General features: G+C 40.6%; 17 protein-coding genes. 1 reads left to right on the top strand and 16 read right to left on the bottom strand.

Annotated features, from left to right (window positions below):
• Positions 1-79: 79 nt before the first annotated feature.
• From ACESK1_RS01740 to ACESK1_RS01725, 4 genes are all read right to left on the bottom strand, one after another.
• Complete coding sequence (locus ACESK1_RS01740) at positions 80-475, bottom strand: hypothetical protein (protein WP_372917291.1); 396 nt, start codon at positions 473-475, stop codon at positions 80-82.
• Complete coding sequence (locus ACESK1_RS01735) at positions 475-642, bottom strand: hypothetical protein (RefSeq protein ID WP_372917289.1); 168 nt, start codon at positions 640-642, stop codon at positions 475-477. The genes ACESK1_RS01740 and ACESK1_RS01735 overlap by 1 nt, the downstream gene beginning before the upstream one ends.
• A gap of 67 nt (positions 643-709) precedes the next feature.
• The gene (gene pheS / locus ACESK1_RS01730; RefSeq protein ID WP_372917287.1) at positions 710-1729 is read right to left on the bottom strand and encodes a phenylalanine--tRNA ligase subunit alpha; all 1020 of its coding nucleotides are present in this window, start codon (positions 1727-1729) and stop codon (positions 710-712) included.
• Positions 1730-1787: 58 nt separating this feature from the next.
• Positions 1788-2144 carry a hypothetical protein gene (locus ACESK1_RS01725; RefSeq protein ID WP_372917285.1) on the bottom strand — a complete coding sequence of 119 codons (357 nt, stop codon included), beginning with the start codon at positions 2142-2144 and terminating at the stop codon, positions 1788-1790.
• A 46-nt stretch (positions 2145-2190) separates the two neighbouring features.
• On the opposite strand from ACESK1_RS01725, the gene ACESK1_RS01720 reads away from it, so the two are divergent.
• Positions 2191-2736, top strand: coding sequence for a CvpA family protein (locus ACESK1_RS01720; RefSeq protein WP_372917283.1), 546 nt, complete (start codon positions 2191-2193; stop codon positions 2734-2736).
• An 87-nt stretch (positions 2737-2823) separates the two neighbouring features.
• Here ACESK1_RS01720 and ACESK1_RS01715 read toward each other — a convergent pair whose 3' ends face one another.
• The 12 genes from ACESK1_RS01715 to ACESK1_RS01660 all read right to left on the bottom strand — a co-directional run bounded on the left by ACESK1_RS01715 (position 2824) and on the right by ACESK1_RS01660 (position 15678).
• A complete protein-coding gene (locus ACESK1_RS01715; protein WP_372917281.1) occupies positions 2824-3390 on the bottom strand; it encodes a carbonic anhydrase in 567 nt (188 codons plus the stop codon).
• Between the two features lie 110 nt (positions 3391-3500).
• Positions 3501-5063 carry a SulP family inorganic anion transporter gene (locus tag ACESK1_RS01710; protein ID WP_372917279.1) on the bottom strand — a complete coding sequence of 521 codons (1563 nt, stop codon included), beginning with the start codon at positions 5061-5063 and terminating at the stop codon, positions 3501-3503.
• Positions 5064-5227: 164 nt separating this feature from the next.
• Positions 5228-5515: a hypothetical protein gene (locus ACESK1_RS01705; protein WP_372917277.1), complete on the bottom strand. Its 288-nt coding sequence runs from the start codon at positions 5513-5515 to the stop codon at positions 5228-5230.
• Between the two features lie 79 nt (positions 5516-5594).
• Complete coding sequence (locus tag ACESK1_RS01700) at positions 5595-6341, bottom strand: tetratricopeptide repeat protein (RefSeq protein ID WP_372917275.1); 747 nt, start codon at positions 6339-6341, stop codon at positions 5595-5597.
• Between the two features lies 1 nt (position 6342).
• Entirely contained in the window at positions 6343-8097 is a 1755-nt protein-coding gene (locus tag ACESK1_RS01695) for a BatD family protein (RefSeq protein WP_372917273.1), read from the bottom strand.
• Between the two features lie 48 nt (positions 8098-8145).
• The gene (locus ACESK1_RS01690; protein ID WP_372917271.1) at positions 8146-9039 is read right to left on the bottom strand and encodes a tetratricopeptide repeat protein; all 894 of its coding nucleotides are present in this window, start codon (positions 9037-9039) and stop codon (positions 8146-8148) included.
• Positions 9011-10060: a VWA domain-containing protein gene (locus tag ACESK1_RS01685; protein WP_372917321.1), complete on the bottom strand. Its 1050-nt coding sequence runs from the start codon at positions 10058-10060 to the stop codon at positions 9011-9013. Before ACESK1_RS01685 ends, ACESK1_RS01690 begins: the two co-directional genes overlap by 29 nt.
• 5 nt (positions 10061-10065) lie before the next feature.
• Positions 10066-11070 carry a VWA domain-containing protein gene (locus ACESK1_RS01680; protein ID WP_372917269.1) on the bottom strand — a complete coding sequence of 335 codons (1005 nt, stop codon included), beginning with the start codon at positions 11068-11070 and terminating at the stop codon, positions 10066-10068.
• The gene (locus ACESK1_RS01675; RefSeq protein ID WP_372917267.1) at positions 11070-12719 is read right to left on the bottom strand and encodes a DUF4381 domain-containing protein; all 1650 of its coding nucleotides are present in this window, start codon (positions 12717-12719) and stop codon (positions 11070-11072) included. Before ACESK1_RS01675 ends, ACESK1_RS01680 begins: the two co-directional genes overlap by 1 nt.
• Before the next feature lie 4 nt (positions 12720-12723).
• Positions 12724-13590, bottom strand: a complete 867-nt coding sequence (locus ACESK1_RS01670) for a DUF58 domain-containing protein (RefSeq protein WP_372917265.1) — start codon at positions 13588-13590, stop codon at positions 12724-12726.
• 93 nt (positions 13591-13683) lie between these two features.
• The gene (locus ACESK1_RS01665) at positions 13684-14688 is read right to left on the bottom strand and encodes an AAA family ATPase (protein WP_372917263.1); all 1005 of its coding nucleotides are present in this window, start codon (positions 14686-14688) and stop codon (positions 13684-13686) included.
• Between the two features lie 153 nt (positions 14689-14841).
• Positions 14842-15678: a DUF4382 domain-containing protein gene (locus tag ACESK1_RS01660; RefSeq protein WP_372917261.1), complete on the bottom strand. Its 837-nt coding sequence runs from the start codon at positions 15676-15678 to the stop codon at positions 14842-14844.
• Between the last annotated feature and the right edge of the window lie 66 nt (positions 15679-15744).

Genomic DNA, 15744 nt, shown 5'->3' with positions numbered 1-15744 from the left:
TACGAAGGAAAAAACCCGAAGAAAGTATTTAAAAAGCTCGCAGAAAAGCTGAATTAGGTGCTGTTTTTATTCTGAAAAGTTATTTCAACAAGATCCCTTTTTCAGGAATTAGAGGAAGTTCACGCAGGGCTTTTTCATTGATGGTATTTTTCCTGAAGATAAATTTCTTTTCGAACATCTTATTTTCAGCAAAAAAAGTGACCTGAAATTCATTATTCAAAGCCAAAACCTCTTCCTGAAGGAATTCGACCTTGGCAAAAGATTTTGAAGGCAATTTTTCTATTTTATGGCGCATCACCGAAGTCTGGTCCTTATCTGAATAACCGCGGCTAACGATAAGCACCATCTCCAGAGCATCATCCCGGTCGTTTATGAGATAGGCATTCCATTCTTCAGCCCGAAAATCTTTATTGAATTGTTTAACGGCGGCAAGATAGACGCCTTTAACCTCAGGAATATCAATGTCTTTTTTCACTAATCTTTAATCTTATTTTTAGCCCAATTATAAAGTCCCCATAAAATTAATGCGGCAACTCCCAATAAAATGGCACCTATCGCAAATTCTATAATTTCTACTACTACCAAAATAATAATAACGGCAAGGGCAATTATTCCAAGGATGACTAAACCAGCTGTTTTCATAAGTCTAATTTTAGTTATTAAAAATAGGAAAATTAATTGTCTCCCTGAAGAATGGCCTTCCTCTTATTTAAATCGAGGACTTAAACTGCTCCAGGAAACGCACATCGTTCTCATAGAACATCCTGATGTCGCCAATTTGGTACAGTAGCATCGCAATTCTTTCTATTCCCATTCCGAAAGCAAAACCTGAATATTCGGTAGGATCGATATTACAATTTCTAAGCACGTTTGGATCTACCATCCCGCAGCCCATGATCTCCAACCAGCCGGTACCCTTAGTGATTCGGTAATCGGTTTCGGTTTCAAGGCCCCAGTAGATATCAACTTCGGCACTTGGTTCGGTAAAAGGAAAATAAGAAGGTCTAAGTCTAATTTTGGATTTTCCGAAAAGCTGCTTGGTGAAATACAGTAAAGTTTGTTTAAGGTCAGCAAAGCTTACGTCCTTATCAATGTAAAGTCCTTCTACCTGATGGAAAATACAGTGTGAACGTGCCGAGATGGCTTCATTTCTGAAAACCCGCCCGGGAGAAATCGTTCTGATTGGCGGTTTATTCTCTTCCATATACCTCACCTGCACTGAAGAGGTGTGGGTACGCAATAAAATATCTGGATCTGTTTGAATAAAGAAAGTATCCTGCATATCACGGGCCGGATGATATTCCGGTAAATTCAAGGCAGTAAAGTTATGCCAGTCGTCTTCGATCTCGGGTCCTTCAGAAACATTAAAACCAATATTTGAAAATATCTCGATAATCTGGTTTTTTACGATAGATATCGGGTGACGCGCACCAATTTCAATGGGTTCAGCTGGGCGGGAAAGATCTCCATAGACACCTTTTTCTTCCTGCTTGCTTTCCAAAATTTCTTTCAGGGAAGTCACTTTCGCTTCCGCAGCTTGCTTCAAAGCGTTTACCGCCTGACCGAAATCCTTCTTCTGCTCATTAGGCACCGATTTGAATTCGGCGAAAAATTCATTTAAGATTCCTTTTTTTCCTAGGTACTTTATACGGAAAGCTTCGATCTGTTCGGCAGTTTCAGCATTAAAAGCTTCAACTTCAGCAATGTGTTCCTTTATTCTATCAATCATGGATGCTTTTCTTTTTCAGAAGGGCAAATTTAGTAAAAATGAATATTTCAGCAGGGATTTAATCTATATAACCATTCTGAATAAAATATTGAACAATTGCTTCTTTCATAAGCACGCTTTGTTCCCCTGCTTTAAGTACAGGTAATTGCTCCAGGGTTTTATAATGGGGCCAGCCTTCTTCATCATAAAAATCAAATTCGTAATAACCATAAGGTTCCAATAGCCTGCAAATGGCAATATGCATAAGATCAATTTTATGGTCTTTTTTGAACTTGCGGTGTACCTGTCCTAATTCCTGTACCCCTATCACGTAAATAATAGCGTCAAGCTCCATTAATTCCCCATCTGCAAACTGCGCTGAAAGCTTTTGTTGTAAACCTTCCCAGCGTTCTTTTAACTGTTCGTCTCTTGCCATAACGCAAAGATAATATCTTACTTATTGAAATTACTATATTTGGAGAATGAATACAATTGATATTGTACTTGCCCTAATCCTGCTCTACGGATTGGTAAGAGGATTCTTTAGAGGCTTGTTAGCTGAAGTGGCCTCGCTGGTAGGAATTGTTGCAGGGATCTACGGAGCAATTCATTTCTCCCATCTTCTCGCCGACTTCTTTTCAGACAATATGGGCTGGGATACCCAATATGTAAACCTCATAGCTTTCGCTATTACTTTTGTTCTAATTGTATTTCTTATTTCGCTTGCTGGCAGGATTCTCACCAAAATTGCAGCTTTTGCAGCTTTAGGTCTGGTTAATAAATTCCTTGGAGGTGCCTTTGGTCTTATTAAAGTTGCATTTATTACCAGTGTAATAATAATGTTCTTTAAAGCTACTAATGAGGAAATAGATATCGTTTCTGAAGAAAGTTTAGAAAATTCAGTTCTCTACGAGCCTGTTGAAAGTATCGCACCTATTTTCCTTCCATCTATTCTCAGGGAGGCGCGCGAACGCAATATCATTGAAGATATCGATGAATTTACTGAAAAAGCAGAAACCCGGAATTAACCGGGTTCCTTAATATAGATTATTAACTAACCTAAATAATCTACATATTCAATTTATAACTCTCGAACTGGTCAGATATTTATACCTCTATAAAAAATCTACCTTACCAGAATCCAGATTATAATATGCCGGTACGATTTTAACCTTTCCACTTTCCGCAGCTTCCCTTATAATGGTTGAACGGGTTTTGAGTTCTTCAGCAGTAAGTTCTGCGTTTTTCTTCACCACATCAGCTACAGGTGCGTCCTTTCCTGAGGCCGCGATAGCCGGTGCAATATGAGAAAGAAGATGATTTAGGTTATACCCGTTATCACCACCTCCCATTGCGGCATTAACTGCGCCACAGCTCTCGTGACCCATTACTAAGATAATTTCGGTACCCAAATGGGCTACTGCATATTCAATACTTGCAATAGAAGAACTATTTGCAACATTTCCAGCTACCCGAACAGTAAATAATTCTCCTAAACCACTATCGAAAGCTAATTCAGGTACAACCCGGCTATCGGCACAACTTAAAACAATAGCGTATGGCGACTGTCCTTTTGTTAATTCCTCTCTTCGGGATTTATCTTGTAACTTGCTCTCTTTCTTATCGGCAGTGAAACGTTTATTACCTTCCTTTAACCTATTTAATACTTCGTCTTTTGTCATAATTAATTATTTTTATTTAATTAAAATCTATGTTTTAAAATAATCTACTAATTATCTCACGAGAGTTCCAATCGCCGTAATAGATTATCATTTAATTTAAGCTTTTTGATTTAAACCGGTAAATCCAGACCAAAGAATTTTCTATAACTCTCAGGATTTTCAACTGTACCTCTGTCTGAGATTAGTTGAATTGTAATATTTTTCCTTTTCGCCTTGATTGCAAATTCATCGAGAATCTCCAGGATATCATAATCTAAAACCCGCGTTTTGGAAACATCAAGTCTTACCGTTGCATTTTCAGGAAGTGCGTTAAGTTCACGGATAATAGCACCTTTATTCAGGAAGGTAACTTCTTCGGCTAAAGTAATCTGATAATGACCATCAGGGATATCATAACCTTCTTTGTGAAGGAAATGAGAATTCTTGTAACTGTTAATCAGTATAACAGAAATTCCTACTAGTAATCCAAGTCCGATTCCCATTAGTAGGTCAGTAAATACAACTCCTGCAACTGTTACAATAAAGGGAATAAACTGTGATTTCCCCAAGGCGAACATTTGTTTAAACAAGGCAGGTTTTGCCAATTTATATCCAACAATAAGTAACACCGCAGCTAATACTGCCAGCGGGATCATGTTAAGCAAAGTAGGTATGGCGATAATAGATCCAAGGATTAAAAAACCGTGAATAATGGTTGAAAGTTTTGTTTTACCTCCCGATTGAGTATTTGCAGAACTCCTTACAATTACCTGAGTAATTGGCAACCCTCCAATTAAACCGGAAACTATATTTCCAGATCCCTGTGCAAAAAGCTCTCTGTTTGTAGGAGTCGTTCTTTTTTCTGGATCAATCTTATCAATAGCCTCTACACTTAACAGGGTTTCCAAACTTGCTACAATAGCAAGGGTAATGGCAACGACCCAGATTTCAGAATTACCAATTTGGGTGAAGTCAGGTAGGGTGAATTGCGCAAAAAAGGATGATACATCATCAGGCACCGGCACGGTCACCAACTGAGTTTCACTTATGCCAAATGAACCCGCAGGAACAAACGCATAGTACAGTACTCCAATAGCCACAGCTACAAGAGATCCAGGAACCAGTTTAAAGATCTTATGCTTGTGAACAAGTATTTTCTCCCAGGAGAGTAAAATAGTTAAAGCCAGAAGAGTTAAAATAACTGCACCAGGTGAGATCATCTCAGCAAACTGGCTAAATGCACCAAAAATTCCATCTCCATAATTGAAGCTTTCAAGGTTCTCACTATTAAATCCAAATACATTAGGGATTTGAGAAATGGCAATGGTGATTCCAATTCCGGTAAGCATTCCTTTAATTACCGAGGAAGGAAAGTAGTAGCCGATGATTCCCGCTTTTAAGACACCAAGAATAATTTGTAAAACTCCGGCAATAACTACGGCAAGTAGAAAACTTTCGAATGCCCCAAGGCTTTCAATAGCACTAAGTACAATTACAGCCAGACCAGCTGCCGGTCCACTAACTCCAAGCTGAGCTCCGGAAAGAGAGCCTACAACAATTCCACCAACCATACCGGCGATCAAACCGGAAAAAAGTGGCGCACCACTTGCCAGGGCAATACCCAAACATAAAGGCAGGGCAACAAAAAATACAACTATACTGGCAGGAAAATCTTTATTAAAATGTTTAAACATATATACAGGTTTATAAAGGAGTTTAAAACGCTCCTTCAATCTTATTTGAAATTTAAAAATGAAAACAAAAGGATTTATGTGATTCTAAGAAACACAAAATATTATGCCCCCGCGTGGCTAACTAAAAACACGGATAAGCAAAAAATCCTTAAAATGTGAAAAGATTAAACCTGTTTAGGAGGTGGGGAAATTACATCAAGACATATTACAGGATACGCTTCCGCGTAATAATGCCCGGGATTTTTTTGTTCCTGAAGAAAGTGAATACTATCGTAATTAGAATGAGAATCTTCCAGATGATACTCAAAATTTATCTGGGTTTTTGAACTCTCCTCTTCGTTTACACTAAAAGCCATAGAGACATCCGCCGATTTATCTATTAGGATAACGACGGTTGGTGTAGCCAAAAAGGTCACGAATAAAAAGGCAAGTATGTAAGCTAATTTTCTCACTTCGGGCAAAAATAGAATTTTTCACCTAAAGTAAAAACGCCTTAACGATACTTTATTATTAAGGCAATATCAAATTTCTCTATAGTTTGTGCACATTCTCATTACGGGTCCAACCCTGAGTGCCATTCGGCAGTTCGAGTTTTACCCAGCCCTGATAATCTTCAAGTATCTTTGCCTTAGTGCCTTCATGAAGTGAAAAGGCATTCTCAGCTCTTTGGCTGGGCTCATTTTTCACCTCAGCTTCTTCCACATAAATAATGGCAAACTGATTATTTAACTGAATTTCCTGCTGTTTAAAACCAAAGAATACCGAAACAGCTGCCATAAAGATCATGAAAACAGCGGCGCCAAAGAAAATTCGCTTAGTGAGCGGTCGCGAATGGAAGTAATAAATGAGAAAAAAGACCGCAAATAGCACTGAAAACAAAATTGCTAAAATTCCCCAGGTATTATAAGAGAAAAGGGAAATCAAATCATTTATCTGTTTTGAGAAGCCAGTTGTTGCTGTCTCCGGAATCGCATCCACGGTCATATTCCGGGCAAAGCTTATATTGTTCTGGGTATCATCATCCTTTGGATCAAGCTGCAGTGCTTTCTCATAATAGTAAATACTTGGCCCAACATTGTTAAGCTTATAATGTGAGTTTCCCAGATTATAATAAACCGATACGGAAGCTTCTCCGTTATCAATAATTTCCTCGTAAAGAGAAATGGCTTCCTCATAATTACCTTCTCCGTATTGAGCATTGGCTTTTTCGAAAAGAGCTTCGTTCTGAGCAGGCATTACCCAGGAAACCAAGAATATGAGATATATTAATTTTTTCATATTACAGCTGTTTATCCAGGGTTGAGATCACTTTTACAGCTTTCGCATAATCCTGTTCCATACTAACCTGAGACGCCGGAGTATAACGTGCAAATTCGCAACTTTTCAGAATATCTGTAAAGGCGGTTATATCTTCATCGTTTATACCCTTCTCGTGTAAGATTTCGCTAATCTTCTCCTTGCTCATCTCAGAGGTCTGTATATGAAGTTTTGCTTTTAGATAATTATGCATAGCCCGCTCAAGTGCTTCATAAAATTCTTTTTGATCACCCAGTTTTTTCTTAGCTTCTGAAAGATATTTCCTTGCCAGTCTGTCAGCTTTTTTAATGCGAAGTCCTTTTTCATCTCCTGCCATCGCTTGTCTTTTTCTTCCGAAGAGAATAAATAAAGGAACGGCCAGAATAGGCAAAACCAGACTGCCCCAGAAAACAGGAGTGTTAAAGAAGGAAGCTTCCCCAATCGCTTTCAACTGCGGATTTAATTTTATGTATCTGAATTGATCCGAAGGCAGACTTGTGCCGCCCCCACTTCTTTGTGAACCTGCTACTGCTGGAGAAGAAGGACCGCGTTTTACATCAATCATTATCTCTTCTGACGTAAGCCTTTGATAAGATTCGGTTTGGGGATCGAAATAAGAAAAACTTATGGAATTAAGCGGGTATTTCCCTTTCTGAGTAGGAATTATAGTATAATTATCTGAAATGGTCCCTTCCTTACCTCTAAGGCTAACATTTACATTTTCACTGCGCTCAGGGTCATACACTTCAAGAGAAGAAGGCACCTCAAGAGACGGAAGCTCAAAGAGATTCAGGTTCCCATTTCCTTTAACCTCAACAGTGGCCTGCAGGGATTCTGAGGCATCCAGTTCTGTTTTGTTGGTTTTGACATCAAAACTAAATTTCCCAACTGCCCCGGTGAAATCAATGGGTTTACCTTCCTCAGGTAGCGGTTTTACATTTAGCGTCCTTGTACCAGAACTCACAGTTTTATTTACTGTTTTATACAACCTGCGCCCAAAAAGATCTCTGCGCTCTCCCGGAACGTCCACCGAGATGGAAAGCGTTAAGGGTTCAATCTCCACTTCTCCGGTCTTCTGCGGATAAAGAATACTTTTACGTAATTCCACAAAACGGTAAGGTTCGCCTCTGTATTCACCGTTTTCCACCCTTAATTCCCTTATATCGATATTCTGACTCCAGAAATCCGTAAAATTAGGATTGTCTACCTCTCGCCAGTCACTAACGCTAATGCTGGGACTCACATACAATTTATATACAACAGTGATGGCTTCATTAAGGTACGGGTCACCTTTTGAAACTTCAGCGACCAGATGAAGGTTATCAGCGGCTACAATTTCGGCGTTATCGCCATCAGTAGGTTCATCTACTGCTGCGGTAACTTCAATATCTATTGGCGAGGTTTTATAAGTGGTTTCGTCTATGATGATCTCAGCCTGATCAATAGTTTTATTTCCTCTTGAATTGGGCTGGAGAAAGAAGGAATAGGTCTTGGAATAAGAACGTTTGCCATTTACAAAACTCTGACTCACCGATTGATTTGGACCCCCAACCACGGTGAATCCTTCAAAAGAAGGCGGCCTGAAGTTATCGCCGTCTTTATTCATTTCAAAATCAACCCTCAAACGCTCATTCACCCCAAGCTTGTTCTTGCTAACCTTAGCTTCGAACTTCACCTGAGCCTGCACGCCTGCGGCCATGAAAAATAATAAACTTATTAATAGATATTTTAATTTCATATTCTCGTTAAGAATCCTCCGTATTCGGCTTTCTCTCCTGCAAAAATTTTACCAATCTTTATCGGTTTTCACTTTGGCACCTTTTGCCTTTTCAGCATTGATCTTATCCTGAACTTTTCGCTCTTCATTATTCATCGCTTCCAGTAAGCTTTTTATCTGCTCGGGAGACAATTGCCCCTGCTGGGGTTGGGGTTGGGGCTGTTCTTGTTGGTCGCCATCCTCATCTTGTTCCTGTTCCTGATCTCCTTCACCATCACTTTCATCCTCCTGCTCTTCTCCTTCATCTTCCTTCTCTTCCTCTTCCCCTTCATCATCAGAGTCCTGCTCATTATCGCCTTCACCGCCCTGGTCTTCCTGATCCTCCTGCTGCTCCTGATCTTCTTCCTGGTCTTCATCTTCGCTATCACCACCACCGTCATCCTGGTCATCCTGTTCCTGCTGTTGTTGTTCCAGCATTTTCTTGGCTAAAGCCAGGTTATATCGGGTTTCCTCATCTGTAGGATTATTTCTAAGCGCATCTTTATAAGCTTCTACAGCTTCTTCATAATTTTCCTGGCGCATAAAGGAATTTCCCAGGTTATGATAAGCTTTATGTTTAACTTCTTTGGATGCAGCCGTCTCTCCTGCCTGATTATGCCTTTTCCCTGCTTCAGCAGGTTTTTCTTTGTTATAATAGAGATTCCCTAAATTATATTTTGCAGTAGGATTGTCCGGGTCTTTGGCAATAGCTTTTCGATAAGCAGCCTCTGCCGATGCAAAATCATTTTCTGAAAGAGCATCTTCAGCTTCCTGCATATACATTTCAGCCTCGCGTTCGGCTTTCCTGTCAGTTTCCTGAGCCACTGCCTCAAGGCCGAAAAACAGGATCAGCAACAGCAAAACAGGTTTTATAATGTTTTTATGGTAGCTCATACTATTTCTCCTTCTTTTTCTTACTCTCATTAAATAAATTGAGCTTTTTCAACCATGCAGTTTTTCTCTCTAATAGGAAGATATCCAACAAAAGCAAAATTACGGCCAAACCTAAAAACCATTGAAACTGAGATTTATATTCAGCAAATTGCCGGGCTTCGAACTCAGTTTTCTCAATATCCTGAAGGGCGTCCATTACCTGCTGAGTCACTTCTGAGGTTACCCTGCCGTCTATATATTTGCCATTAGTAGCCGAAGCTATATTTCTTAAGGTCTCAGGATTCAGTTTGGTGATAACCGTTTCTCCCTGAGCATCTTTTTTGTAATTCTGAATTACATTATTGCGCTTAATTGGAATTCGGCCACCTTCTTCTGTACCGACTCCAATGGTAAAAACCCTTATTCCCGCCTTGGCAGCCTCTTCAGCAATTTCCTCGGTATTTCCTTCATGATCTTCCCCATCACTGAGAATGAATAGAACCCTGTTGGTTTGCCCTTCTTCATCATAAAAAGTAGTAGCCAGGTTAATCGCCTCGCTTATCGCAGTTCCCTGGGAAGAGATCATATCTGAATTTAAAGCCTGCAGAAACATTTTTGCCGAAGCATAGTCTGTGGTAATCGGTAACTGCGGAAAAGCACTTCCTGCATAAGCGATAAGGCCCACCCGGTCACTTCCCAAATTATCCAGGATCTGTCGAACCAGTTGTTTCGATTTATCAAGTCGGTTGGGTGCGATATCTTCAGCCTCCATACTTTTAGAGACATCTATCGCGAAAACAATATCCACCCCTTCCCGCTTAACGGTTTCCATTTGAGAACCTAACTTCGGATTAACCAGCGCTATTACCAGGCTTCCCAAAGCAAAAAGAATAAGCAACATTTTTAGCCAGGGTTTAAAAACCGAGCGGTTTGGGCTAAGCTGAGAAAACATGGCAGGATTGGCGAACTTTCGGCGGGTGCGCTGCTGCCAGATCCTGTAAGCAAGGAAAACGAGCAAAACCACCGGCACCGCCAGCAATAACCAAAAATATATTTTCTCTTCTAATAACATATTCATTAAATAAAACTCCTGAAAAGCGTATACCTCAGCAATATTTCAAACAATAGCAAAGCTCCTGCCAGCAATATAAAAGGCCGGAATTTTTCATCATAATTATAATACCTGAATTCTTCTATCTCAGTTTTTTCCAGGCTATCTATCTCCTGGTAGATCTCTTCCAGCTTTTCATTATTGGTAGCCCGGAAATATTTTCCGCCGGTATCGGCTGCTATTTGTTCGAGCAATTCTTCATCGATCTCTACCTGTACATTTCCGTATTGGAATCTGCCATTTGGTAGAATGCCAATTGGCGATAAGGCGGTACCATTGCTTCCCACGCCAATGGTGTAAGTTTTTATCCCATATTCTACTGCGAGTTCACTGGCCACTTTTGGATCTATAAAACCGGAATTATTAACTCCATCGGTTAACAAGATTATCACTTTACTTTTTGCTTCGCTGTCTTTTAAGCGGTTTACCGAAGTCGCCAGTCCTGAACCAATGGCAGTACCGTTCTCCAAAATATCGTTGTATTCAATTTCTTCCAGGGCCCGCATCACGATGCCTTTGTCGCTGGTAACCGGAGTTTTGGTATAGCTTTCTCCTGCATACAATACCAGCCCTAATCTATCAGCAGGTCTTCCTTTTACGAATTCTATCGCAACCTCCTTGGTCGCTTCCAGCCTGTTTGGCTGAAGATCCCGGGCAAGCATACTCGCCGAGACATCTACAGCAATTATAATATCTATTCCCTGGGTGCTACTGGATCTGGTTGAAACATCTACCGTTCGGGGGCGTGCCATTGCGACAATAATTAGTGCCAGAGCAAGAAGCCTTAATACCAGTAGTATCGGTCTTAATTTCGCCAATACAGAGCTTTTAGCCTTAAATCCTCCCAAACTGGAGATCTTTAATTCAGCGTTTTGGCGGTGACGCTTCCAAAAATACCAGGCAATGGCCGGCAGCAGCAGCAATAGCAGCCAGAAAAACTCCGGATTTTCGAAAGTGACATTATTAAACATTAGTTGCTATCTTTATTAAATTCAACCGAATCGATAATACGCTTCGAAATTTCTTCAGCATAGGTATCACCTTCGTTATGGATCACCATAATTTGCTCGAAACCACTATTCTCAACGAAATTCAGGATTTCATAAGCATTTGTAACGGCTCTTCCCGTTACCGGATCTTCAATTTCCAGAGTTCCGAAGATCCTTATTCCCTCAACCCCACTTAAGGTACTGAATTCCTCTTCCTTCATTATAATATTCCGGGCGCCCTGTTGTTCGAGCATTGTATAGATACCGTCTACCGATCTTTCCAGATCAAAATCTGTTTCTCCACTGAATTTAACCGTAGTGAGCGCAGTGTAGAAATTACTTACCGGGCTACCATATACAAAGGTTTCACTGCCCAGCATCATTTGTCTGGTCTCCTCGGGAAGCTCCAGTTCTTTTCGAACTAAAACTTCGGGCGTAGTTATCATTACCGACGGATCTCCATATTCACTGCGAATCCATTCCCCCTCCAGCAATTCTTTTGTTGGGTGACCAAGTAGGCTGTCTCTAACCTCATCAAAACCTTTGGAAATGATAAATGCTCCAATTGCACCAATAAGTAAAAGTGAAGTCAGTACGGCAGCAATCACTACTCTTCTTTGTTTTTTCTTCCTTTCACGAGCCTCGCGGTAAGCTTCATCTTTCCTGATTTCTTCTTCTGAAGGCTCCGGTTTGGATGTCTTCACTTCTTCAATGATGTCTCCTACTCGTGATCTATCGGCTTTTGCGGTTATTACATCTGGTCTTGAATTCGCGAATTTTGCCAGGTCGGCACGACTTAGAATGACTTTTAAATCCCTGATGGTCTTTTCGTCAAGTTTAAGTTTCCCTGCGTTTTTATTCAGTTCCAGGTAGGCAATCAATTCTGAAGTAGTGCTTTCCAAAGCACGATCATAGACCTCACGGTCCAGGTATTTTCTAGCAGAAAATGTAAGCTGGGAATAATATTCTTTTACTTCTCTTTGTTCTAACAGACTGGAATTATCAAGTTGTTGCAATTCCAGAATCACCTGCTCATAAGGCGGAAGCTCTTTTTCTGCCTCTTTTTTCTGTTTTCTTCGGTAGAGATAAAAAACAAGTCCGGCCAAAACCAGAATTACCAAAAGCCACCAGATCCAGGAAGGTATTTTGAAACTTCCCGGGACTTCTACTGAAGGTTTTATCGGGTACATCTTCTGGCGGGTGGTATCTACTGCAACATCGGCCACCTCAACAAGCATGGAATCGGTAAGGAATTCCCTATCGTTGATCAATACTTTTTGCTGCGGGATAACATAACTCCCCGAATCGAATTGGGTGAGGCTGTATTCTTTGATCAGTCTGAAACGATCTTCCAGCCTGGTGGTATCGGCTTTAAAGCTTTCAACGATTTCCAGTGGAGAAAAACTGTCTCCTTCTGGAAAAACAACCAGGTTTGAAGAATCTGTTTCCACCTGAATGCTGTAAAGGATTTGTTCTCCAATTTTTATTTCTGAAGTATCAATTTCAGCATTAACCTGGGTTTGTTGAGCAAAGGAGAATAAGGGAATGGCCATTAATAAAAAAAGAACAACCCCCGATAAGGGCCTGCTACTTTTTTCCTTTATATATTTCCTTTCAGTCAATTTCATCATTTTTCTATCCCCTGCGTTTAAAGTAGCCCAGTAATTTGGTCACGTAACTTTCATCTACCCTGGTGTCTATTGTCCCTGCTCCACTTAACCTGAAACTCTCTGTGAAATAATTCTTTCGTTGACGATAGAATTCAGCATAATTGATTCTAACCGATTTTGAGCCTGTATTCACGGTAAGGTATTCCCCGGTTTCCTCGTCCTGCATTTGTACGATGCCCAGATCTGGGATTTCTTCTTCCCTACGATCATAAACCCGAATCCCGGTAAGGTCGTGTTTATTAGCGGCGATCTTTAAAGTATGCTGATATTCATCGGCGATGAAATCTGACAGCAGGAAAACAATAGCTTTTTTCTTCAGAACATTGGAAAGGTATTTTAAAGCTCCGGTTATATCGGTTTTCTTCCCTTCCGGTTTAAATTCAATAAGTTCTCTGATGATCCTCAACACGTGAGAACGCCCTTTTTTAGGCGGAATATAAAGCTCGATCTTATCGGTGAAAAGCATCAAACCAATCTTATCGTTGTTCTGGGTTGCAGAAAAGGCAAGAGTTGCTGCAATTTCGGTAATCACTTCTTTTTTGAACTGGGATTGTGTCCCGAACATTTCAGAGCCCGACACATCTACCATTAGCATTAAGGTGAGTTCCCGCTCTTCTTCAAAAACCTTTACGAAAGGTTCGTTATAGCGGGCGGTAACATTCCAGTCTATGCTTCGCACATCATCACCAAACTGGTATTGCCTTACCTCGCTAAAAGTCATCCCCCTACCTTTAAAAGCCGAGTGATATTCCCCACCAAACACGTGGTCACTCAACCGGCGGGTTTTTATCTCTATTTTTCGTACTTTTTTTAGTAGTTCTTTGGTATCCATTTTAGCCCTTTCCCGAGCCCGCTTCAAGGAAAGCAGAAATTTGAAAGTTCGTAATTAAGTGTTTCAGAAAAAGTCCCAAACGGGAATGGAGGTCTAAGGCACTTCTATTTCATTCACGATTTTATTGATAATATCTTCTGAAGTGATATTCTCAGCCTCGGCCTCATAGGTAATCCCAATTCGGTGGCGAAGTACATCATACACTACCGCCCTCACATCTTCAGGGATTACATATCCACGCCTTTTGATAAAAGCATAACATTTTGCGGCCATCGCCAGATTTATACTTCCCCTGGGAGACGCCCCGAAATTTATAAGCGGCTTAATCTCTTCCAGTTTATATTTTTCAGGTGTACGTGTAGCAAAAACAATATCGAGGATATATTTTTCTATTTTCTCATCCATATAAACTTCCCGAACAGCTTGCTGAGCCCTTAAGATTTGCTCCAGACTAACAACCGGATTCACCTTTGGAAAAGCTCCTTTAAGATTTGATCTTATAATTAGTTGCTCCTCGGCCATTTGAGGGTATTTAATAACCGTTTTAAGCATAAAACGGTCTACCTGAGCTTCAGGCAATGGATAAGTCCCTTCCTGTTCTACCGGGTTTTGAGTCGCCATTACGAGAAATGGTTTATCCAGAATAAAGGTTTCATCTCCAATAGTCACCTGTTTTTCCTGCATTGCTTCCAACAGTGCCGACTGCACTTTGGCAGGGGCCCTGTTGATCTCATCAGCAAGCACAAAATTGGCAAAAATAGGGCCTTTTTTTATGCTGAAATCATTCAGCTTCATATTGTAGATCATGGTACCTATAACATCTGCAGGTAACAAATCCGGAGTAAACTGAATACGGCTGAAATTACCGTGAACAGCCTGGGACAGTGTATTAATGGCCAATGTTTTCGCAAGTCCGGGAACTCCTTCCAGTAAAATATGTCCCTGGCCTAAAAGTCCGATAAGCAAGCGTTCCACCATATGCTTTTGCCCTACAATCACCTTGTTCATTTCGGTGGTAAGGATGTCTACAAAAGCACTCTCCCTCTCAATTTTCTCGTTCAAGCTAGCAATATCTACCGAAGCTTCATTTTCTATCATTCTTAATTTTTTTAACGGGAGTGAATATACATACTTCTAAATACGCGCGCAAATTGTAAAATCTTTAGGATTTTGGCTGTTAACAGATGGTTAAAAAAAGAGCGACCATTTTGGCCGCTCTTTCAGTTAAATCAATAAAGAGAAAGTGTTTTTCTATTCATCGCTTCCATCAAGGAATATTGTTTCAAGATCTGTGGTGCCATCAGCTTCAACCTCAACATCACTAATGGTTTTAGTAGGATATCCACTGGCTTCATCAGGAGTGACAGTTACTTTATAAGTTCCTGCAGGTAAAGCGTGAAGTACGAAGGCCCCGTTATCTGCGGTATAAGCAGAAATAGTGTGGCTTCCACTGGTCGCTTTTACCAAAGCACTGTGTTCGGTAGGATGCACTTCACCTACGACCTCGCCGGCATCTTCATAAGTTGAAAGTCTTATTACAGGTTTTAGAATATACCCTCCGGCTCCGGTTGCAACTATAGATTCTTCAACATCAAAGTCAAGAAGAAATTCATAGTGTTCTCCGGCTTCCAGTTCCTTATTCAGATTTAATTTCAATCCCGATTGTTCTGCACTTGGAGTTGCTAAGGGAGTTTTATCTCCGTCAATCGTAACGAAGTTGTCTGGACCAAGTACCAGTCTAATCTGACTAACAAAGCCGGCAGGGATTTCAGAATCGGCCAATTCCTGGGTGATCCCACCAGTTAATTCAAGAAGGTTATACTGGTTTGCTTCAACACCATCAAGGCTTAACCAACCTTCCTCGTCAGTAACCCCTTCTTCTGCTTCAACTTGCACCATGACATCCTGGACATCAACCAGCACCTCTTCATAATCGCCGGGAGCATCAGTCAATCTCACGGTTACTCTGGCATTTTCTTCGCCAACGACATCATCGTTATCATCGTCGCTACAACTGGTAAGGCCCAGTCCTAAAACCGCTAAAAAAATTGCGGGCTTCAAGCTCCATTTTTTAAAAGATCTTTTCATAAGTAGATTTTTTTATTGTTTGTTGCTTCGATAACGCATGAGAAGATTTTTCATTTTGTTCATAAT

Source organism: Salegentibacter sp. (assembly GCF_041642575.1).
Lineage (GTDB): Bacteria > Bacteroidota > Bacteroidia > Flavobacteriales > Flavobacteriaceae > Salegentibacter.
Note: the sequence above shows the minus strand (reverse complement) of the source record. Positions and strands in the feature narration are given on the sequence as shown.